Consider the following 21,473-nt stretch of genomic DNA (forward strand, 5'->3'; position numbering starts at 1 on the left):
CAAGTATTGCAGTTTTTCATATTATTTATTTAATTCCTCTCTTACTACATTAAGAACTCTTTCGATTACTACGTGCATATCATAATATTTATAGTCTGCAAGACGTCCACAAAAGATAACATCTTTACCTTTTGCCTCTTCTAAATATTTTTGATACATTTCATTATTTTTAGCATCATTAATTGGATAGTATGGTTCGTCTCCACGTTTCCAATCTACTGAGTACTCACGTGTAATAACTGTTTTTTCTTGAGTACCTTTTTCGAAGTGTTTATGCTCGATAATACGAGTATAAGGAACTTCACGTTCTGTGTAGTTCACTACAGCATTACCTTGGTAGTTTTCTTCATCTAGTACTTCATGTTCGAAGCGAAGACTTCTGTATTCTAATTCTCCGTGTTTATAATCGAAGTATTGATCGATCATTCCTGTGAATACTACTTTCTTCGCACTTGCTTCTAACTCTTCACGGTTTTCGAAGAAGTCTACATTTAATTCTACTTCAATTCCCTTTAACATGTTTTCGATAATAACATTGTATCCACCGATTGGAATACCTTGGTATCTATCGTTGAAGTAGTTATTATCGAATGTGAAACGTACTGGAAGACGTTTAATAATAAATGGTGGTAGTTCTGTAGCACTACGTCCCCATTGTTTTTCTGTATAACCTTTAATTAAAGTTTCATATACGTCAGTACCAATAAGCTTGATAGCTTGTTCTTCTAGGTTTTTAGGTTCACTATCTTGCAGATGAGCTGTTTGTTCAGCGATTTTCGCTTTTACTTCTGCAGGAGTCTTAGTACCCCACAATCCATAAAAAGTATTCATGTTGAAAGGTAGATTGTATAATTTACCTTTGTAGTTTGCTACTGGTGAGTTAATATAGTTGTTAAACTCAGCAAACTGATTCACATAATCCCAAACTTCTTTGTTAGAAGTATGGAAGATATGCGCACCATATTTGTGAACGTTGATTCCTTCAACATTCTCACAATAAATGTTCCCACCAATGTGGTCACGTTTATCTATTACTTTTACTTTTTTTCCTTGTTTTGTTGCTTCATGAGCAAAGATCGCACCTGATAATCCAGCTCCTACTATTAAATAATCGTACATACGTTCCTCCTGATTCTATTTATTTTTATCCTCATATATTATTTCTAATATCTTTTCTTTCAATTCAGGATACTTTTCTAAGTCAAATTTTCTTGAAAATAAATGCCCGTGATTTTTACCATATTTAAGTTGTTCTATGTCTTTTTCAGAATCTGTCCAAGTATACGGACTACCGTCCCACCAATTTATATAACGAAGGTTCCCTTGAAAATCTGTTGGTTGATCGTTTGTCGGTTCTAAAGAATACACACTATCTAACAAACCATTATTATATAAAACTGTAGGAACAAATAACTCATCTTGTACTTTACCAGATTTAAAAGCATTTTTAATTAACGAACTATTTTCTATAAGTTTTTCTACAGCTATATTATTCAAAGAACACCAGTTTGAAGCATATTTTAATTCTAAATCAAATTTTTTAAAGAAATCAATCTTTAGTTTTCTCTGAATACCTATTTCTAGTTTTCTGTATGAATTTAATACTTTTTTGGGCAATCTTCTATTAAGGCTTCGACTCGACAAATGAGAAAACAAAGTTTTAAAAGCTACTCTCTCGTATACTCTATTTCGTTTAAATAATTCATCAGAGACCATAGTTAGAAAATTATATTCTTTTCTCTTATCAAAAAAATTATAAATATTTTCTGCAGTATCTAATGGTAAATCAACACCAGACAACAAGTGATACATGCTATATTCTTGCTGATTCTTCGCAGTTGAGAATAATTGCATTTCTGCTTCAACTTGAGAATAATCTCCCCAATAGATAGGGATTTCTTTAGTAAAAAATATCGTAGAATTCTGCACACTATTTTCAATTTGTTTTTTTTCTTCTTTAGTAATTTTAGATTTCTTATCAAACAAGATATAAAAATCATGTTTTTCATAATCTAATAAAGAAACTAAAAACTTTAATTGTTCTATTTTATCATGTGCAATAATTAAATATGCTTGTTTCATACAATCTCTCTTTCTTTTACATACTTGTTGAGTATTCATTCAAAATGATATTTCTTTAGAAACTTGAATTTTATAGTAAATATGGAATTAAAGTTTCATATGTATAAAACTATAAATAATTAACCTTGTATTAATTCCTTTTTCAAATAATTCAATAATTATCAATAACTTAACATCGCTAAATATATATATTATAATAAATTTTTCAGTTGTTCTTCTCTATATCTAGTAATTGAATTTTTTTGTTTGAAAGTTTTTACTTTTAATTTACTAACCATCTGTACTCCTTGAAAAATTTCTTAAACATAATGGTTAAATACAGTCCCAAAAACAATGTCACTATAAACCTTAAAATCACCATAATTACTATTCCTATCGGTAAAAACATGAAGTTCCCTGTACTCTCAAAAATGATCTTTAGAATTAGATAATTGAGTGAATCAGAAAATATATATATTCCTAAACCATTTACCAAGATTAATTTGAACCCCCCACTATTTAATATATTAGTTTTCTTTGATAATAAATATGCAATGCTATAGCAGGTACTAGAACCTAATACTGCCAAAATATCAAGTATGAATCTTTTTAATAATTTTAACTCACTCCCTACAGAATTGTTAAACCATAAAAAAATCAAAAACAATAATAACAATAATGGAAATAAGTATTTTATTTCATCTAAATATTTATTATATATCTTCCGATTTAATTCAAACAAAGAACCTACAATAAACCAAAATAGAAATTCTAGTGGCGCACTTATCACTATAAAATTAAATAAATAACTCATTAAATGAATCATATAAATAATACAGAATATATATATATTAACATTTTTTTTTAACACATAAAAGGATATGAAAAAAATAATAAATAAAGCATACAAATACCATAGATGAGAATTTCCGAGTAAAAATAGTTGACCTATTACTGCCTTTATTATTCCAATATCTTTAAAATAACTTGAAAAGTATTTTATGGGTAGTGTATAAAAAATTGTAAATAAAAAAAATGGAATCATCAATCTTTTAAATTTATTTTTCATTAAGTCTGCCAATGATACCCATTTATTCTTTTGGACCTGTGTATAAAACAATGCTCCAGACAAAGCCATAAACAATGGCATATGGAAATAATATAAAACTAATCTTATTTTATCAAAAACTTTGTATAAGAATATTGAATTTTCATACACTAATAAATGTTGATAATCAATCCCCCCATAATTCGAAGAAATTTTATAATATGTAGTATGACTAAGTACTACAAGTATGATAGTTAACACTTTTAAAATATCATATTCATTTATTCTTTTCATAACTATCTCCACTATCTCCTTTTAAAATATAACTATAGTATACTGCAACTAGAAATGAGAATAAATATGTTCCTGAGAATATAGTAGTCGATATTAATAACATTATTAATACTATAGACATTCTTAAGTCTCTATCATATCTTCTACTTAATAATATTCTAATCATAGGATAAAAATATAAAACTAACAATAGTAATCCACCTTGGGCTAATATTACAAATAAAGCATTACTATACCCATAGTTTATTCTAATAGTGGTATCCATATATTGTTCTATATTTTTTAATCCTGACATAAAACCTGAACCAAAAAATATGTTATCTTTCCAAGCTAAAAATCCTGCTCTATAATCATCAAAACGAATATTTACTGAACCGCTTTCAGATTTATTGTCCCAAACAATTAACAATAGATACATCACCATAGGAACAATACACAAACCAATATATTTTATCAATCCATTATATTTTATCGACAATTTATAAATTATTATTAATCCAAGTACAAAAACTCCTGTAGTCGATGTTGTAGATAATATGGTTACAACTAATAATATAGTTTTCCAATTTGTTTTTTTTATAAAATATTCTTGAAATACTACAGCTACACAAAGTAATAAATTCCACATTGGTACTTCTGGATATACACCACTATTTCTAACTAATTCATTATCAAAAATAGAAATACTTTGAGATTCAAAATATATATTATAATAACTTGGTATTATACTTCCACCATTCCAATCATTAACTACATAATTAGTTGGTTTTATAATTCCAAAATTACTACCCAACACCCAAAAAAATAAAGAAATTATCGATAAAACTAATACAATATTTATAAATTTTCTCATTGTTAATATCATATTACCACTATTTATTATTACAATCACAATAATAATCGAAGAATTAATAAAATAATTTAGTATATTCATGTTTATAATATCATCTTCATGAATTAAAAAAAGAATCACTATTACTACATAATATATAAAAATAACAGATACTATCTTGGAAATATTCCTTCTTGCTATTGTCAGAGTGGAAATTTTCAATATCAAAGATATTAAAATAATTATACTCACAAATGCATACAATTTTGAACCTATAATAGAAACATACATAGAATTGGTAGTAATAACAATTAAAATTAATAATACATAATCAATTATATAATTTAATCTAGCGTACAATTATCTTCACTCCCTTTCTTATAAAATTCTTTTATACTAAAAAATAAACCTGGGGATAATAAAAATAATATATACTTAAATTTGAATTTAGCATTAATTTTCTTACAGAAAACTACATATTTAAAATCCATTTTTATTATTCTTCTTATTTTTTTTATATCTATTTTTTTAAATTTATCTAGTGTAGTTAATAGCTTAAATGCTCCTACGACTTCTTTTATATTTATCGCAGGTAGTAAATCTTTTTCTTTAGAAAATTTCTTTGCAAATTCCCTATTCTTATCTATAGCCTCAAAAAAATCATATTGTTTTTTTGAAAACTTAGAGTTCACAATACTTCCTGGTCTCCTATAATAATTATATATTTGCAATGATGTATGTACTATCTTTTGAGCTCTAGTTACATGATCACTAATAACAAATAAATCCTCATATATCTTTCCCTTAGGAAAGGGTATTTCTAAAATACTTTTTCTATATAACTTCCCACATGCTGATACCGTAACAACCTTATCATAAAACGCCTCTTCAAGAAAAACATCATTATCCATATGAGTCACATTCTCAAAATCTTTTTCCACCAAAGAATAATCTGAATAAACATTATATGATTCTGTTGCTTTAACTCGGGTAGAAACAATATCACAATCATGCTTTTCTTGAATACCTACTAATAACTCTAGAGAATACGCTTCTAAATAATCATCAGGATCTAGAAATGTTATAAATTCTCCTTTAGCTTTTTGAATACCAAAATTTCTCGCATCAGATAATCCACCATTCTCTTTATGAAATGCCCTTACATTAGAGTATTTTTCAGAATACTCATCACATAATTTTCCTGAATTATCTGTAGAACCATCATTTACAAGAATTATTTCAAAATTTTTATACGTTTGTTTTTCTAAACTATCCATTGCATAATGAAGATAATCTTCAACATTATACACCGGTAAAATAACTGAAATCATAATTTTCTACCTATAATCTTCTTTCTAATAACATATGATAAAAACTATTTTTTTTATTATCAACAGAAACTTTATAACTACACTTAAAAATTCTAGTATCTTCCAGAATTTCTTTCCACTCTTTCTCATTGTACTTATTTGAAAAATTATCCACTAAGTAATACAAGTTTTTATTATTATAAATAACAGAATCAATTTCCTTACGCACATGACTATTAGTTCTGTATCCCAACTCCATTAGATAATCTATTAGGAAATAATCAACAGGAGCATCAAACTTTTTAAAGTATTCGAATTGTATTTCCTTTAAAAAATTACACACAGCTCCATCCTTTTTCTCCGATAAACAAAAAAGTGCCCATCTACCATTGGTTATATATTTAGGATATTTCTCCTTACCACTAGCTCGTATAGTATAAAAATTTTCATCAAGATAACCTAATTTCTTTTCACTATCCATATAAATAGTTGCATCCAACCAAACTCCACCATAATTTGATAATAGTACTGTTCTTATAATATCTGAATACTTTATGAAGTCAATCTTTTTTTCTTGATATTTTTTTACAATGTGGGTAGGTAACTTAACATATTCATATAAATTAGTCTGATCTAATAATATGTATTCATATCCAAATTTACTAGCATAATTTTTTTGACTATCTATCGTTCTTTTTACTAACTCAGGCGCTAACTCATATCCTTGAAGCCATAGTGAAAATATTTTTGTTCTCTTTTCATTTTCATATGTACCGCTATTTTTATATGTATATGAAGATAAAAAATCTGAAAGATTTATTTCTAAAAATTTTAAAATATCTGCATGTTTTTTATTGTAAAAGTTTGTTACAGTTTTTCCAAAATAGCTATAATTAGTTAGACGAACAATAAATTTTTCAAGAAGTTTATTATTTGCAATTTTTATTGAGAAATTCTTTTTTAAAAATAAATATTCTTTTAACACCTTCTCTACTTTCTTCATTTTTTTCTCCAATCACTATGAATTTTTGCTAATGAAAATAATAAATAATTACTTTTTCTAACTAATATTTTTTTAATCCTGGTATTTCCCTTACTAAACCACTATTCAAATTTAGTAATTCTTTTTCAAACATAATCAATTCTTGTTTTGCTTCTTTTTTATTATTCATGGTGAAATATATTTCCCATTGTTTATTAATTAAATTAAGAAGTTGTTTTTTTATTACATTCAATCTAACTTTACTTATTTCTAGTTCATTATAGTAACTAACTATATTAAAAATTACTTTTTTATGCATTTCTCTATTTCTAATATAGCTATTTATATTAACACTTTGTTCACTAGTTCCCAAACCGATATTTATAAATAGGTTTCCCAAAATATATAATAGTCTCTACGTGTGGAATTGTATATATAATATATTCCATGTCTACATAAAACATTTTTTCAGATAACTTAATTTTATTATTTTTAATATATCTGTTTTAATAGTAATCGTGTGCATACCTACAGTTTGACCAATTGTACTAAAGAATTCATCGGCCTGACAAATCTTTCTTTTCTGTACTTTTGTAAATTCATTGTATTCTCCAATATTAAGTATAGAAGAATTCTCGTCTACAAATACCTTATAATATGGTAATAATACATTATCTACATCTGTTTCTTGTAGATATTCTATCAATAAGTCTAAATTTTCTGTATCAACCCAATCATCCGCATCTACTACTTTAAAATATTTTCCTACAGCATACTCAATTCCTGTATTTACTGCCGATCCATGTCCACCATTTTCTTTATTAATAACTCTTACTATTTCTGGATATTGCTTTGATATTTTCTCTGCAACTTCCCTTGTCATATCAGTAGAACCATCATTAACTATTACTAAATCAATTAAATTTCTGTATTTAGCTGCTAAAATTGATGGCATAGTCTCAGTTAAATATTTTTCTGCATTATATGATGGTACTGCTATTGTTAAAATCTTATTCTGCATTTTCTCCTCCTGTCATTTCTTCAATCAGGTTAACCCATTGTTGAAAAATTTTTTCTTTATCAAATTTCTCTGTATCTTTCATAGTATTTTTAGAAAAGTTATCCCTCAACTCGTCATTTTCAATAAGCTCACAAATTTTATTGCTCATTCGCTCAGTATCAAAGTTATCAATTAAATATCCATTTACACCTTCCAGAACAATCTCCGATGGACCAGTTGGACAATTAAAACTAACAATAGGTAATCCATACTGTTTTGCCTCTAATAACACTAAAGGTAATCCTTCATAACGAGAAGTCATTACATATACTCCATGATTTGGATATATATTCTCTATTCCCTTAACATTCCCCTTAAAATGTACTCGAGAAACAACACCTCCTGCTTTTAATTCTTCTCTCAATGCTTGTTTAATTATTTCATCACCCTCACCAAAAATATCCCATTCCCAATCAGGATGTTTCGATAATACACTTATAGCTACTTCAGATAGATAATCATAACCTTTTTGTCTATCGAAACGGCCTACAGTAATTATTTTCTTTGAATTTGTAGTATATTTTTCTACAACATCCACGGGATCAATCCAGTTATAAATAACATCGACCATATTTGATTTCATCTTATATTTTTTTATGTAATTTAATCTATCTTGACTTGTGAGGGTAATAATTTTACTAGCAAACTTTGATGCGACTAATCTTTGTATTTTTTTTACCTTTGAGTCTATATCTACAATCGAATTAGTATGATCACAAAATACATATTTAGTTTTTAAACCTATTGTACTTGCAATTCCTAAACTATTCATACTCATTCCAATACCAAAAACAATATCAATCTCATTCTCCATTAAATATTGTCTTAACTTTTTCACAAGTTGTAAAAAGTGTTTACTCATTGATAATTTCCTTGAATATAAATTTCTATATCTAACCTTTTCCTTAACAGAGAAAAATATTGGTTCTGTAGAAATCATTGACAACAAATGAACTTCGTACTTTTCTGATAATTCATTCGATAAATCAACTGCAACTTTTAGCCCACCATCTGTTCTATCAATGATCCATTTTATTATCGCTATTTTTTTCATCTATTCTTTAACTCCTCTTGCTGTATACATTCTGATTTCTTCCTTTCTGAATAATATCCCTATATATATTCTCGCTTTAATAATTTATTTTTTGAAAAATTTTTAACTAAATCATTCAGATAAATCACGCTAAAAGCTTACGTAGGAGCAGGTTAAGCATTTTTAAAATAAAGAATTTTTTATACCTTTATACTCAGCATAATGCGTTTTAGGTCGCATAAACTACTGTACTACTTACCAACTAAGTTTAGTTCTCTATAAAAAACTTATTTTATAATGACTTAGAACAATTTATTTTCTGATTGATCAATTCCTTAATTTGAATAGACATTTACCGTGTTTTTTATTAATCATTTTCTCATAAGTCATATCTTCAAAAATCATTATGTAACTATTATTTGACGACAATTGTTTAAGTGTATTAAATAACACAACATACACAATTCCTATATCTCCTTTAATAATACTTCAGCAATTCTTTCGCTGGCTCTACCATCCCCATAAGGATTACTTGCCTGACTCATTTTTTTATACTCTTCATTATCCTCTAATAGTAGTTTAAAGTTATTATAGATATCTTCTTCTTTTGTTCCTACAAGTTTTAATGTTCCCGCAGCAACACCTTCTGGTCTTTCAGTAGTATCTCTTAACACAAGTACTGGTTTTCCTAATGATGGTGCTTCTTCTTGAATTCCCCCAGAATCAGTTAAAATTAAATAACTCTTATTAAGGAAATTATGGAAATCTATAACTTCTAATGGTTCAATTAGTTTAACTCTATCTTCTTCACCGAATATTCTATTAGCAACTTCCCTAACTTTAGGATTTTTATGGATAGGGTAGATTACTTTTACATTACTATTTTCTTGTAACACACGTTTAATAGCTCTAAACATATTTTCCATGGGTTCCCCAAGATTTTCACGTCTGTGAGCTGTTAACATAATTAAACGATCATCACCTATCCAATCAAATAATTCATGTTTATATTCTGAGTTAATCGTAGTTTTTAATGCATCTATACCTGTGTTTCCTGTAACATAGATAGTATCTTCGTCTCTCTTCTCTACTAAAAGATTCTCTTTTGCTTTTTCCGTAGGCGCAAAATTGAAATTAGATACTATAGATACTGCTTGACGGTTGAATTCCTCTGGGAATGGACTATAAATATTGTAAGTTCTTAATCCCGCTTCCACATGCCCAACTTTTATACCAAGATAAAATGCTGCTAATGCAGTAGCAAATGTCGTTGTTGTATCTCCGTGCACTAGAACTACATCTGGTTTCTCATCTTCTAATACTGGTTTAATTTTGTCTAAAATTGATGTTGTAATAGTGAATAGAGTTTGATTATCTCTCATTATATCTAAATTATAATCTGGTTCAACTTTAAAAACATCTAATACTTGATTTAACATTTCTCGATGTTGCCCAGTAACACATACTTTTACATCAAAATTCCCATTTCTTTTTAATTCATTTACTAATGGACACATTTTTATAGCTTCTGGTCTTGTTCCAAAAACCAACATTACTTTTTTCATCAGCATATCTCCTTATTCTTTTTATTTAAAGTAATCAACACGACTTAATAATCATTATTTTCTCATGTTTGTATATTCCTGTGAATATCTCTTCAAAAATCTGCTATACTCTATCTTATCTAGTGTACTAACTCTAGCCATTTTACCCAAGGCTTCTCTCTTCTCTTCGTTATTAATCAGTAATTCTATACCCCTAGCTATATCTTCAATATTTTCTGGTTCTACTATTACTGAATTATTATCATCTATTAAATCTCCAAAACCTAGTATATTTGTCACAACCGCTGTTTTTTCATGTAGAAACGCCTCTGCTAAAGCTAATCCAAATCCTTCGAATCTAGAAGGAAATACTAGAAAATCAAAACTATTTATTAATTCAGAAATATCGTCTCTATATCCTAAAAATTCTACATTAGTACTTAAAAGATTTAAAAAAACTAAAGTTTTTAATTCATTCTCCATATCTCCCTTTCCTACTAGATATAATTTATAATTACTATAATCTAGTTGTACTAATGATTCTATTAATAAATCTACACCTTTTTGATAATCCAATCGCCCTATATAGCCTATTTTCACACCTGTAAAATTTTTAATTTCAGGTAACGTTTCTTTTGAGTTGTTTATTTTTATTCCATTATAAATTATTTCAATCTCATTTAAACCTAATTGTTTTTTTAAATGTTCTTTAACCGCTATGCTCACAGCGATTACTTTCGCACCTTTTAAAGAATATTTATACATTTTTATTTTATTATCAAAAATATTATGTGCTGTATAAATATGCTTTACCTTAGGAAATATATACATTAATAACCTTGCATAAAATGCTGCCATTCTATGATGTGTATGAATAATATCAATTTTATTTTCTTTAATAATTTTGTGCAGTGTATTAAAGTTTGTCGCAAGTGTTTTAGGTGATTTCGATTCGACATCTAATATTTTATGATGCTTAATTCCATTCTTATTTAACTCTTCTTCCCACAGTCCTCCTGTAGAAGCTACATGAACACTCTCAAATTCTTCTTTTAAATCAGTAGCCAATTGATATACAATTTTTTCGGCTCCTCCTATGTCCATTGTACGTGAAATATGAAGTATATTAGCCATTTTGACTTCTCTTTTCTTTTACTATCTCTTTTATAAATGTTACATTCCCAACAAAATATCTTTTAAATAATCTTCTTGGTTCATTCGCTACTCTGAATAACCATTCTAAATTAGCTTTTTGCATCCACTTTGGAGCTCTTGGAATAGTACCTGAAAGAACATCAAAACTTCCACCAACACCCATAAATACGCTATTTAAGCCATTATCTAAGAACTCTTGGACAATGTATTCTTTCTTAGGTGATGTTATACCAATATATACTATATCTGGATTCTTCTCAGCAATATCCGCCTCAATATTTTTTAGCTCTTCATCTGAGAAATATCCATTTCTTGCGCCAACTATATTTAAATTAGGATATATTTCTTTGAAATTTTCTAACATTTTGTCAACAACTTCTTGTTTTGCCCCAAAGAAATATGCACTATATCCTTTTTCACATGATAATTTCAGAAGATCCTGCATTAAATCTATTCCGGCTACTCTTTCAGGTAGAGGTTTACCTAAATATTTAGAAGCTAAAATAACAGATGCACCATCTGCATTTATTATCTCTGATTTCTTTACAATTTCCTCTAACTTTTTATCTGTTTTACATAGATTTAATTTATCAGCATTAACACCCATTAAGTGTAATGGTTTTTTATTGATAATAAATTCTTCTACTCTATCTATTGTTTCTTGATTCGTTAAAGAATCAATATCAATCCCCATAATATTTACTTTACTCATTTTAACCTCCTATTTCCCATAAGCTGCTTCGAAGTGACCTACTCTATCTTCTTCTTTTGGTAACCTCATAAAATCTCCATAAATATTTTCTAAATACTTTTCAGGCTCACTATGGACACTTAATTGCATACCTTCAAATTCCATTTTTTTAGGTTTTCCAAATACCTCTATTGGAACAATTTCTCTATCACGATATGTTCCAAGTACGTTTCCGCCTCTAGGACTGCTATAAAAATCATATTTTCTTATAACTTTATGTAATTTTTTATTAATCTTTTCTGTATTTAAAATTTTATCAATTTTTGTTATTTTGGCAACTTTTACCAATGCATTCTCGAATGTTCCCCTATCTCTATCAGAAATTTCTTGAACAACAGATAGTTTTGATAACATTCGATAAAATAAGATGTGTTTTTCATGCGTCCACTTAGATAGCCCTTTTTCTGGAAATCCGTCTAGTGGAAAAATATCTAAAAATGGATTACAATCAGTGGTACCAAAAGTTATAACTGTTGATGTATCACGAATCGAAGTATTTCCTAAATTATCTGTATGTTGTTTTAGTAAAACATGTTTTGGTAATACACTTCCTGATATTTCTATAAATTTATCATAGTCTTCTCTGGGCATTCCTAAATCCATATCATCATCCCAAGGAATAAAACCACCATGTCTAATTGCACCTAATAATGTACCTCCTAGAGCATAGTATGTTAAATTGTGTTGTTCGCATATCTCAGAAAATATTTTTAATAATTCAATTTCTTTCTCTTGTACTAATCTAACTTTATTTTTTATATCCATGATTCTTTTCTCTTCCATTTTATCAATTTTTATGTTAATATATCCATATTCACTTATATAAGTCTGTGTTTTAGTTTGGCGACGAAACACAGTCTTTTTTTATTTTAACAAGGAGTGGTTGTATATTCTTATATAGCCACTCCCTATTTTTACTTTTCCCGTTATTATTTACTTCCTTCTCTTTTTAGGACAACCATTATAGTTTTAAGTATAATTTTTATGTCCAGTCTTAGCGACCAATTTTCGATATATTTCATATCTAGTTTAACTACTTCTTCAAAATCAAGTATGTTACTTCTTCCACTAACCTGCCACATTCCAGTAATACCAGGTTTTACCTGCATACGCTTGAAATGATGAAGGTCATACTGAGTATATTCATCAACTGTTGGAGGACGTGTCCCTACTACACTCATATCTCCTTTAAGAACATTGATAAATTGTGGAAGTTCATCTAGTGACCAATCTCTAAGTTTTTGACCGAATGGGAAGACCCTAGGATCATTTTCCATTTTAAACATTAATGTCGTCTCTAGCTCATTTTGGCTTAGAAGTTTTGCCTTTCTTTCTTCAGCATCCATATACATACTTCTAAATTTGTATATTTTGAACTTCTTACCATTTTGGCCTATTCTTGTTTGTGTGAATATAAGTGGCCCCGGTGCTTGCATCTTGACTATTGGTAGTATAATTATACCTACAATAATCGTTAATAATATTCCTACTATTGAGATTGCTATATCCATAACTCTTTTCAGAATTACCTGACGCAATGTTGCGATTTTTATCGCTGATGTTAGGTAGATATTATCACCTTGGAACGTTACTGCAGTGTTCGCTCCAACTTCTTTTATAATTGGTGTAATATTGATTTTTGTCGGGATTCCTAATACTTCAAAAATCTTAAAGATCTCCACCAGACTAGTCTGTGATGATAAGTTAGCCTATATTTCATCAACTCTGTGATTAGATAAGAAATCTCGAATTTCAGAAATATTGTGAACGACTGGTTTAGCATTATACATAAATTCCTCTGAATTATTGGCATACGCTAATACTTGGTAATTGCTAGGCAGTTCTCCGATTGTATCTAAATCACAAAAATCCGATAAGATTATAATATTACGACTATCGTCACGATATCTATTATTTATTCTTTTAGAAATGGTTCTCACACAATAGATAAAAACAAATGCTAGAACTAAATAAATAATTAATTCCATACTTTTTACTATATCAAAAAAATCTTTACGATTAAATATTACTAGAATTAATGTAAATAACGATACTACTTTCAGCACATAGATAAATGTTGCCTTAAGCTCTTTAAGATAACCTCTTTCCGATATTGTCCAATATTCTTCTGACATAAGTGCTACAAGAACACCGATAACATTCATAGCTATGAAAAAATATAAATTATCTTTTGATTTCGATTGAAAATCAAAACTAAAGATGTAAGCTAAAGATAAGGCTATTAAATCAGTCACCAAGAACAGAAACTTATTATTTCTTCGAATATAATACATCTTGTTCTCCTCTTATCTTTTGATATTATTTTTTATCTTTATTTCCTTTTATTCCATAGCTTCCGTAGTGACCGTAGTAACCACCATAACCAAGTTCGTTCGAGTTAACTTTGTTTAAAATTACACCTAGGAATTCTGCTCCACCTTTTTCAAGTTGTTCCTTGGCTTTTTCTATGCTTTTCTTCTTAACACGATTTGCTTCTACTAGTAGCACTACCCCATCAGTCTTAGGAGCTATGATAGCCGCGTCTATTACCTGCCCAATCGGTGGCGTATCGATAATTACATAATCATAATACTCTCTAAATACTTCGATCATAATGTTGAAGTTTTTGTTTTGTAATAATCCTGTTGGGTTTGGTGGTACTTGCCCTGCTGGAATAACATTAAGATGTTCCACGTCAGTTTCGTAAATAACATCCTCGATTGGAGAAACGCCAGATAGGTAGTTAGTTAATCCACTAATTTTATGTTTGAACTTAAAACGACCTGCCATAACAGATTTACGTGTATCGGCATCGACTAGAATAGTTTTGAGCCCTAGTTTCGCTAATGAAATAGCTAGGTTAGTCGATACTGTACTTTTCCCTTCGTTTTCTGAAGTTGATGTAATCGCAATTACTTTTTTATCTTTTCCTAAAAATTGGATATTAGTACGTAAGGCATTGTAATACTCTTCATTTTTAGGATCTACTATTTTTTGGTTTGTTAGTAAATTAATTTGTGCCATGTTTTCTTATCCTATCTCTTTCCTGTTTTTGTATCTGGAACTACACCTAAAAGTACAAGCCCCATTGTCTCTTCAATATCTTCCGCTCTCTTAACTCTATCATCAAGTAACTCAAATAGTATTACTCCCGCTACAGCTAAGATGAATCCTAATGCTGTTGCCAGTGCTCCATTTTTAGGAATGTTTGGAGAACTTGGAGACGTAGCTGCTTTTGCTTCTTCTAATGTTGTTACATCTTCGATTTTTGTTACGTCTTTAATTTGATCTGCTGATACTTCTTTTACAGTATTCGCTAAGTCACTCGCAACTTGTGGATCTTTATCCCGAACAGTGATTGAGATAATACGTGTATCTTTTGGTGCATCTACACTGACTTTCCCTGCTAATTGCCTAGCTGTGATTTCTGTTCCACTTTTTTCTGCAGCGTCTTCCATAACTTTGTTAGAAAGAATTATCTCTTTATAGTCTTTTACTAATAGTGAACCTAATTGAACGTCTTGTGTTGTGATTGCTTTATCATCTTTCTTTTGGTTAACTACGTATACCTTCGTAGTAGATGAGTATTGTGGTGTTACTAAGAAAATACTATAAGCAAGCGATGCTGCAGTAAATAGTAATGTTACTAATACTATTAATACTTTCTTCTCCCAAATTCTTCTTAACAGTAGCATAATATCTAACTGTATTAAATCTTTTTCTTGATTATCCATTATAATTATTTATCCTCTCTTTTATATTATTTTATTCATTAATAGTTTTTCTTGATTTTTTTCGAATAGTTCGTAGGCGATTGTCGGCCCATATTTCTTCTCGATAATGTCGTATGCTTCTTTCATATATGTTCTACGAGAATCCATATTGTGCATGTCACTCGCGATGAAGTGAACTAACTCTTCATCTAAGTATTTTTTAGCACGTTTTTTGTAGTGTTTGTGTTTATCACCGATAAGCTTCGGTTTTAGAACACTAGCTGCATTAACCTGGATGTAAGCACCCATGTTAATTAACTCTTGAACACCTTTTTCATCTACATCATTATATCTTTCAACATGCGCTACTACTGGAGTTAGTCCAAGTAGTATAACCTTGTTTAAAGCTCTGTGAATTTCTTTATAACGCATTTCATAAGGAAACTCTACAAGTACGTAGTCAGTCTCCGCTAATCTTGGATATGCTCCACTTTCGATTTTTTCGATTTCCCCTTCTTTGTAGTAGACTTCGCTACCTAAGTACACCCTTAGATCTTCAGCTACTTCAGCAGCGATTTCTTCTACTCGTTTGAAGTTTTCTCTAATTATTTCTATATCTGTTTCGAACATCCCGCGTCTTCTGTGAGGTGTTGCGATAATCGTTCTAACACCTTGTCTATAACTTTCTTCTAGTAAATCACGAGTATCTTTTTCAGTTTTTGCACCGTCATCTACTCCGAAGACTACATGGGAATGTATGTCTATCATTCTAATTCCGTCTTTCATCTACTTACCTTCCAATACTTCTTTAATATTTTCTGTAACTTCTGTTAAACTTTGTTCATTTATTTGTGTCATATATAGTGTCGCACCAGGCATTGCGTATGAAGGTAGCCCCATACTTCCTGTTCCAGTTAATGCTTGTGATGTTACATTATAATCTTTTCCTGCGCTAAGCTGTTCATTCGCAAGTCCCATAGCTGTCTCTATCGGCATATTTGTTTGAATTGATTCACTTAGTTCTTTAATAACACTTTGGTAATTTGATAATCCTTGTTTTGAAGTGATTTTCTTAATTATCGCAGTAATAACTTTTTCTTGGTTTTTACCACGGTCATTATCTCCACCTGTAAGACCATATCTCTCACGAACAAACATTAAAGCATCTTCAGAATTCATATGTAATAAACCTGGTTGGAAAGCTTTTTTCCCACCATATGATACAAACGCCTGATCATTATACACATCTACCCCTCCAACTACATCAATTAGTTTTAGGAATGATGTGAAGTTAAGTCTAGCGTAGTAATCTATCTTAATGCCGTATAGATTTTCTAGTGTATGTATTGAAGAATCTACTCCGTACAGACCTGCATGTGTAAGTTTGTCATATTGGTTATTTCCACCATCGGCGATTTTTACATAAGAGTCACGTGGTGTTGTCGTTAGTAAGATTTTTCCAGTTTTTTTATTAACTGTCATAATAATATTAACGTCTGAACGACTGACACTAGATACCGGTCCATATGTATCGATACCACTTATGTAGATATTGAATGTATCACCAGCATTTTGTTTTGCTTTCGCATTTACCGATTTTGTTATTTTATATTCATAGATTTTTTTCGTTTTATCTCTGAAATCTGCATGTTGACTTATGATTAAGTCTTCGAATGAACTGTTAAGAATCATCGCTCTGCTAGTTCCTGCGGCTAATTCCTCATAAGCTGAGATGTAGTTTTTAGATTCTGTAAGATTTAGACTTTGTTTTTCTTTATCACGAATCTCTTTCATCAGCTTATTAATGTTTTCACCATCTGCAGATACTGGAGCAGCAACTGCCTCTCCTTTTAAGTCTGCAAGTTTTTCAGCTGCATCGTTTTTCATAACAACGACGCTCATAGTATACTCACTAACTGCTGCATTACTGTTTAAGTTATCGAATAAGCCGATTGCTGTTCTAAACTGCATGTAAGAAAATACTAAGGCAATATTCATAACGATCAACATTATCGCATTGAATATTCTCGCTTTTTTCTTAATTACAAGGAATATCGCAAGTATTATCGCTAAGATTATTACTCCGATTATTCCGTAGTTGATACCTCTAAAATTTAGAAAGTCATACTTCAACATCGTCCAGCTAACTAGACCTCCGAGTAAAATTAATAAAACGGTCAATATTCCATTGACAATTTCAAAAGCTCCTATACCAGATTCGGCCCTAGAGTTACGGCCATTTGAATATCTACTCATTTTTTTCCATCCTCTTTAATTTATAAAATTTACTAATACAGCTAAGTTTCAAGGTTTCTTCGCTGTTTACTAATTCTCCATCAATTTGGAAGCATTCTTGGTTTGTTTTTATTGTTAGACTATTTGTTTTTATGTGATGTACCTTCTTTAATTTGTTGTGCTGTTTTAAAAGTAGGCATAAATAATTATAAATAAAGGTTGCTAAAGACATATTTTCCATAATCATAATGTGAAGTTTGCCATCTTGACCTGTAGCAGTCGGGGCAAATTTTATCCCACCACCTTCATAAGGTTGAATCATCGCATTAAGCAAATACAGCCTATCGGTCATAATTTCTCCATCATCCCATGAAATTTTCGCTTTATATTTTTTCAGCATTAAAATACCTATTACTCCTTGAAGAAGATAGATATACTTGCCTAAATATTTCTTTAACTTCGAGCCATTGGCTCTTTTTATGATGTCAGCATTAAAACCGATATCAAATCCCGAACAGAATTTTCTATCGTTAACAACACCTGCATCATATTCAATAAATCTCTTCGATTCTAATAATCGACTTATTTCAATGTCTTTTTTGAACTTTATAGACCTCGCAAGATCATTACCCGAGCCATATGCAAGATAGATAATCTCTTTACCATGATAATTATTTATCACTTCGTTAATAGTTCCGTCTCCTCCGATTACTATTAACTCACCGCCGTGAATCTCATTCATAAGGTCTTTTGCATTGGTGTTTTTAGAGGTTTTCAACACTCTGTAAGGCAACTTCTTTTCGTTTAAAACTCGCTCTATTTTTTCTAGTTCAATTAGACTTTTTTTACTCCTAGAATTAACAATTATTTCAATCATATTACGAACCTATATAAAAATACTTCATCCTAATAATTATACTATAAAAACTACTATTTATCAAAGATTTATCTATTTTAAATCCATGAAAACAATAGATTTTCACGCTTTTTTTAAGACTAATTCTATTATTACAATTTGTCAGTAAAAACTGACTATAAAAAATTATTTTTTATATTTAGATAATCTCAATATTAAATTTTATTTCTAAGTAAAAGAGATCTTTGAAATCACTTATTTAACAAAAAGTAAAACAATTACAAAAAAAATAAAAAACTATTCTATTGATATGGGTATGAAGATAATATTAATCTTCGATAATACTCAATCAATAAAATAGTTTATAAATTCCTCAAATACTTTACTAATTAGTAGTACTCTCTTACATGTACTCTAATCTGTCAATTTCTGGTTTTTCAGAAGTTGTTTGTGTAAAATCTGAGTTGTCAGTGTTTTTAGGTGGTCTTCTTACGAATAGCATAATTGCCACTATGAAGTATAAAACGTATACAGGAAGTAGAAGACCTACTGTCATTAATCCAACTAAAGCCGCTGCGATTAGGAATAAGATTCCTGAAATAAATCTCGCTCTCATAGTAAATGACGCTATTAAAGCTAAAACTACTAGAACAATAGCAACTATAGCGTATATTTTAACACCTGTCGCAAGTAATGTTACGATATCCATACGCGTAGAAGCCATTAATGATTTCATCGCTGGATCTTGTAATAAGTTATGTAGCATCTGTTCTAGTTCTGGTTGTCTTAACGCTGTTTCCAATTGTCCAGAAAATGCTCCAAGAGACATTAAACCTGTCACAATTATCATAATAACATTCGCTATCCAAGCTAAGATTTTTTCTATTTTTCTGCTAAATGGTTTCATAATATGCTCCTTTTTTAATATATTATTATATTATATCACAAAATACCTCAAACTAGTATTATTTAGCCTTTTCTAACAAATAACATAATAGCGACAATAAAATACAGTAAGTAGACAGGAAAGGCAATTTCTGTCGCCATTCCAGCAATCATAAGAGCTAAAAATAAAAACAGCACACCTGAAAAAATTCTATATTTCATCTTGAAAGTCGCTAATAATGCTATAAACACTGTTAGTAAAGCTGAAAATTTAATAAGTATTATAAATAGTTCAATCATCCTATAAAATTCCATTCCTGTGTAGATTAAAAAAGTTTCTACGAAGCTAGAAGATGTAAACCTGATAAATTCAGGCGTTAAAAATATCCCTTCTAGCGACCTATCAAAAAAACCTGTGTACATTAAGACTACCGCTGAAATTAAAATTATATTCGCTATCCAAGCTAGTGTTTTTTCTATTTTTCTACCGGTTGATTTCATGAACTTCCCCTCTTTTTCAATTATTAACTAAATTATATCATAAAGGGGAGTCAATTTATTTAGATTTAGCTACTCTAACAGAAAAAATCTACAGACGACTCCATCGAAATATGAATGGATTTTTATCTCCATTTTTTGCTTCTTCAGATTTATTATTATAGATACGCTGCTCAAATCTATATAAAAAACCTAAGCAGCAAAATATGATATTTAGATCTTCTACTAATTCGCCTAGTTAAGAAGATATATATCTATGCTACTTAGGTTCTATTAACATTTCACTCGCGCCCCGGAATTGGCTGTGAGCCTAGTTGATTGCACCCCAATTTGGCAACTGCAATATAGTTTATCTGTAAGCTAGTTTAGTTACAAGCTAATTTCATTACAAGTTGGTTTAGTTGCGAACTAATCCAGCTTCAAGTATAAAATTTTAACCTTTAAATACTATCTTCCACGACGTTTTGCATGTGGAGCAGTTTTTCTTACAGGTTTATGGTTTTGTTGAACAACAGGTCTGTGTGCTACTGGTTTTTGAGCTACTGCTGTTGGTCTTTGAACAACTGGTCTTTGAGCCGGTCTGTGCGTTACTGCTGTTGGTCTTTGAGCTGGTCTGTGTGTAGTTACTACTGTTGGTTTGTGGTTTGCCACTACTGTGTGGTTTGTAGTAGAAGAGTAACTTACAGTTCCCGAAGCAACTAATTGTTTTTGAACTTGAGTTGTAGCTACTACGTGTGCTTGTGTTTGAGTAGTTACATAAGTGTATGTTAGAGTGTATGGCTTACTAATTTGGCTTTCAGGCTTTTTAGTGAAGTACACTTGGTATACTAATTCTTGATCATAGATCTTGTTAGCTGCGATTTGACCTTTACTTTCATTAGAAAAATCACGTTTTGAAATATTGTATTCATTAGCTAAGTTTTGAGGAAGAGAGATTGTCGCAAATACGTTCTCGTCTCCTGATAATTTTGCACTTTCTGCTAATTTTTTGTTACTTCCTTCTTCTAGGTAATCAACTCTTACATTGATTTTTTTGTTTGCAGCTTCTACTTTTACATCATTTACGTTAGCAAATGAGAAAACGAATAAAGCTGGTAATGCTGCTTTTAATAGTTTTTTAAACATAGTTTCTCCTTAATGTATATTTTCTTGGAATTGATATCTTAATATAATTACGTATCTTTACCGGAATTAATAATATCATAAATGAATATTT

Annotated in this window: 23 protein-coding genes; all 23 read right to left on the reverse strand. The window is 29.6% G+C overall.

Going from position 1 to position 21,473, the window contains the following annotated elements:
• Positions 1 to 21: 21 nt before the first annotated feature.
• The 23 genes from glf to GEMHA0001_RS04305 all read right to left on the reverse strand — a co-directional run bounded on the left by glf (position 22) and on the right by GEMHA0001_RS04305 (position 21,382).
• Positions 22 to 1,119, reverse strand: a complete 1,098-nt coding sequence (gene glf, locus GEMHA0001_RS04205; protein WP_003144551.1) for a UDP-galactopyranose mutase — start codon at positions 1,117 to 1,119, stop codon at positions 22 to 24.
• A 15-nt stretch (positions 1,120 to 1,134) separates the two neighbouring features.
• A complete protein-coding gene (locus tag GEMHA0001_RS04210; RefSeq protein WP_003144597.1) occupies positions 1,135 to 2,082 on the reverse strand; it encodes a beta-1,6-N-acetylglucosaminyltransferase in 948 nt (315 codons plus the stop codon).
• Between the two features lie 262 nt (positions 2,083 to 2,344).
• The gene (locus tag GEMHA0001_RS04215; protein ID WP_003144457.1) at positions 2,345 to 3,403 is read right to left on the reverse strand and encodes an acyltransferase family protein; all 1,059 of its coding nucleotides are present in this window, start codon (positions 3,401 to 3,403) and stop codon (positions 2,345 to 2,347) included.
• A complete protein-coding gene (locus GEMHA0001_RS04220; protein WP_162010648.1) occupies positions 3,387 to 4,337 on the reverse strand; it encodes an O-antigen ligase family protein in 951 nt (316 codons plus the stop codon). Before GEMHA0001_RS04220 ends, GEMHA0001_RS04215 begins: the two co-directional genes overlap by 17 nt.
• A gap of 242 nt (positions 4,338 to 4,579) precedes the next feature.
• Positions 4,580 to 5,566 carry a glycosyltransferase family 2 protein gene (locus GEMHA0001_RS04225; RefSeq protein ID WP_003144468.1) on the reverse strand — a complete coding sequence of 329 codons (987 nt, stop codon included), beginning with the start codon at positions 5,564 to 5,566 and terminating at the stop codon, positions 4,580 to 4,582.
• 10 nt (positions 5,567 to 5,576) lie between these two features.
• A complete protein-coding gene (locus tag GEMHA0001_RS04230; RefSeq protein ID WP_003144611.1) occupies positions 5,577 to 6,548 on the reverse strand; it encodes a capsular polysaccharide synthesis protein in 972 nt (323 codons plus the stop codon).
• Between the two features lie 61 nt (positions 6,549 to 6,609).
• The gene (locus tag GEMHA0001_RS08680) at positions 6,610 to 6,846 is read right to left on the reverse strand and encodes a hypothetical protein (RefSeq protein WP_155800210.1); all 237 of its coding nucleotides are present in this window, start codon (positions 6,844 to 6,846) and stop codon (positions 6,610 to 6,612) included.
• Positions 6,847 to 6,978: 132 nt separating this feature from the next.
• Positions 6,979 to 7,548, reverse strand: coding sequence for a glycosyltransferase family 2 protein (locus GEMHA0001_RS08685; RefSeq protein WP_003144626.1), 570 nt, complete (start codon positions 7,546 to 7,548; stop codon positions 6,979 to 6,981).
• Positions 7,538 to 8,641: a glycosyltransferase family 4 protein gene (locus GEMHA0001_RS04240; RefSeq protein WP_003144616.1), complete on the reverse strand. Its 1,104-nt coding sequence runs from the start codon at positions 8,639 to 8,641 to the stop codon at positions 7,538 to 7,540. Before GEMHA0001_RS04240 ends, GEMHA0001_RS08685 begins: the two co-directional genes overlap by 11 nt.
• Before the next feature lie 446 nt (positions 8,642 to 9,087).
• Positions 9,088 to 10,185, reverse strand: a complete 1,098-nt coding sequence (gene wecB / locus GEMHA0001_RS04245) for a non-hydrolyzing UDP-N-acetylglucosamine 2-epimerase (protein WP_003144546.1) — start codon at positions 10,183 to 10,185, stop codon at positions 9,088 to 9,090.
• A gap of 54 nt (positions 10,186 to 10,239) precedes the next feature.
• Complete coding sequence (locus GEMHA0001_RS04250; protein ID WP_003144621.1) at positions 10,240 to 11,298, reverse strand: glycosyltransferase family 4 protein; 1,059 nt, start codon at positions 11,296 to 11,298, stop codon at positions 10,240 to 10,242.
• On the reverse strand, positions 11,291 to 12,031 hold the full coding sequence (locus GEMHA0001_RS04255) for a WecB/TagA/CpsF family glycosyltransferase (protein WP_003144571.1): 741 nt from the start codon (positions 12,029 to 12,031) through the stop codon (positions 11,291 to 11,293). The genes GEMHA0001_RS04250 and GEMHA0001_RS04255 overlap by 8 nt, the downstream gene beginning before the upstream one ends.
• A gap of 9 nt (positions 12,032 to 12,040) precedes the next feature.
• A complete protein-coding gene (locus tag GEMHA0001_RS04260) occupies positions 12,041 to 12,853 on the reverse strand; it encodes a LicD family protein (RefSeq protein WP_233445915.1) in 813 nt (270 codons plus the stop codon).
• Positions 12,854 to 12,999: 146 nt separating this feature from the next.
• Complete coding sequence (locus GEMHA0001_RS09185; protein ID WP_003144577.1) at positions 13,000 to 13,752, reverse strand: sugar transferase; 753 nt, start codon at positions 13,750 to 13,752, stop codon at positions 13,000 to 13,002.
• Between the two features lie 27 nt (positions 13,753 to 13,779).
• Positions 13,780 to 14,364 carry a hypothetical protein gene (locus tag GEMHA0001_RS09190; protein WP_003144467.1) on the reverse strand — a complete coding sequence of 195 codons (585 nt, stop codon included), beginning with the start codon at positions 14,362 to 14,364 and terminating at the stop codon, positions 13,780 to 13,782.
• Positions 14,365 to 14,389: 25 nt separating this feature from the next.
• Positions 14,390 to 15,094 (reverse strand): polysaccharide biosynthesis tyrosine autokinase, encoded by a 705-nt coding sequence (locus tag GEMHA0001_RS04270; protein WP_003144550.1) that lies wholly within the window; start codon positions 15,092 to 15,094, stop codon positions 14,390 to 14,392.
• Between the two features lie 11 nt (positions 15,095 to 15,105).
• The gene (locus GEMHA0001_RS04275) at positions 15,106 to 15,804 is read right to left on the reverse strand and encodes a YveK family protein (RefSeq protein WP_003144645.1); all 699 of its coding nucleotides are present in this window, start codon (positions 15,802 to 15,804) and stop codon (positions 15,106 to 15,108) included.
• Positions 15,805 to 15,825: 21 nt separating this feature from the next.
• The gene (locus GEMHA0001_RS04280; protein WP_003144485.1) at positions 15,826 to 16,569 is read right to left on the reverse strand and encodes a CpsB/CapC family capsule biosynthesis tyrosine phosphatase; all 744 of its coding nucleotides are present in this window, start codon (positions 16,567 to 16,569) and stop codon (positions 15,826 to 15,828) included.
• Positions 16,570 to 18,039 (reverse strand): LCP family glycopolymer transferase CpsA, encoded by a 1,470-nt coding sequence (gene cpsA / locus GEMHA0001_RS04285; RefSeq protein WP_003144564.1) that lies wholly within the window; start codon positions 18,037 to 18,039, stop codon positions 16,570 to 16,572. It abuts the gene before it with no gap.
• Positions 18,032 to 18,895 (reverse strand): diacylglycerol/lipid kinase family protein, encoded by an 864-nt coding sequence (locus GEMHA0001_RS04290; protein ID WP_003144447.1) that lies wholly within the window; start codon positions 18,893 to 18,895, stop codon positions 18,032 to 18,034. Before GEMHA0001_RS04290 ends, cpsA begins: the two co-directional genes overlap by 8 nt.
• Positions 18,896 to 19,277: 382 nt before the next feature.
• The gene (locus GEMHA0001_RS04295) at positions 19,278 to 19,781 is read right to left on the reverse strand and encodes a DUF4064 domain-containing protein (protein WP_003144589.1); all 504 of its coding nucleotides are present in this window, start codon (positions 19,779 to 19,781) and stop codon (positions 19,278 to 19,280) included.
• 62 nt (positions 19,782 to 19,843) lie between these two features.
• Complete coding sequence (locus GEMHA0001_RS04300) at positions 19,844 to 20,260, reverse strand: hypothetical protein (RefSeq protein WP_003144623.1); 417 nt, start codon at positions 20,258 to 20,260, stop codon at positions 19,844 to 19,846.
• A gap of 444 nt (positions 20,261 to 20,704) precedes the next feature.
• Positions 20,705 to 21,382, reverse strand: coding sequence for a hypothetical protein (locus GEMHA0001_RS04305; RefSeq protein WP_003144466.1), 678 nt, complete (start codon positions 21,380 to 21,382; stop codon positions 20,705 to 20,707).
• Positions 21,383 to 21,473: the final 91 nt, after the last annotated feature.

This window comes from Gemella haemolysans ATCC 10379 (assembly GCF_000173915.1).
Taxonomy (GTDB): domain Bacteria; phylum Bacillota; class Bacilli; order Staphylococcales; family Gemellaceae; genus Gemella; species Gemella haemolysans.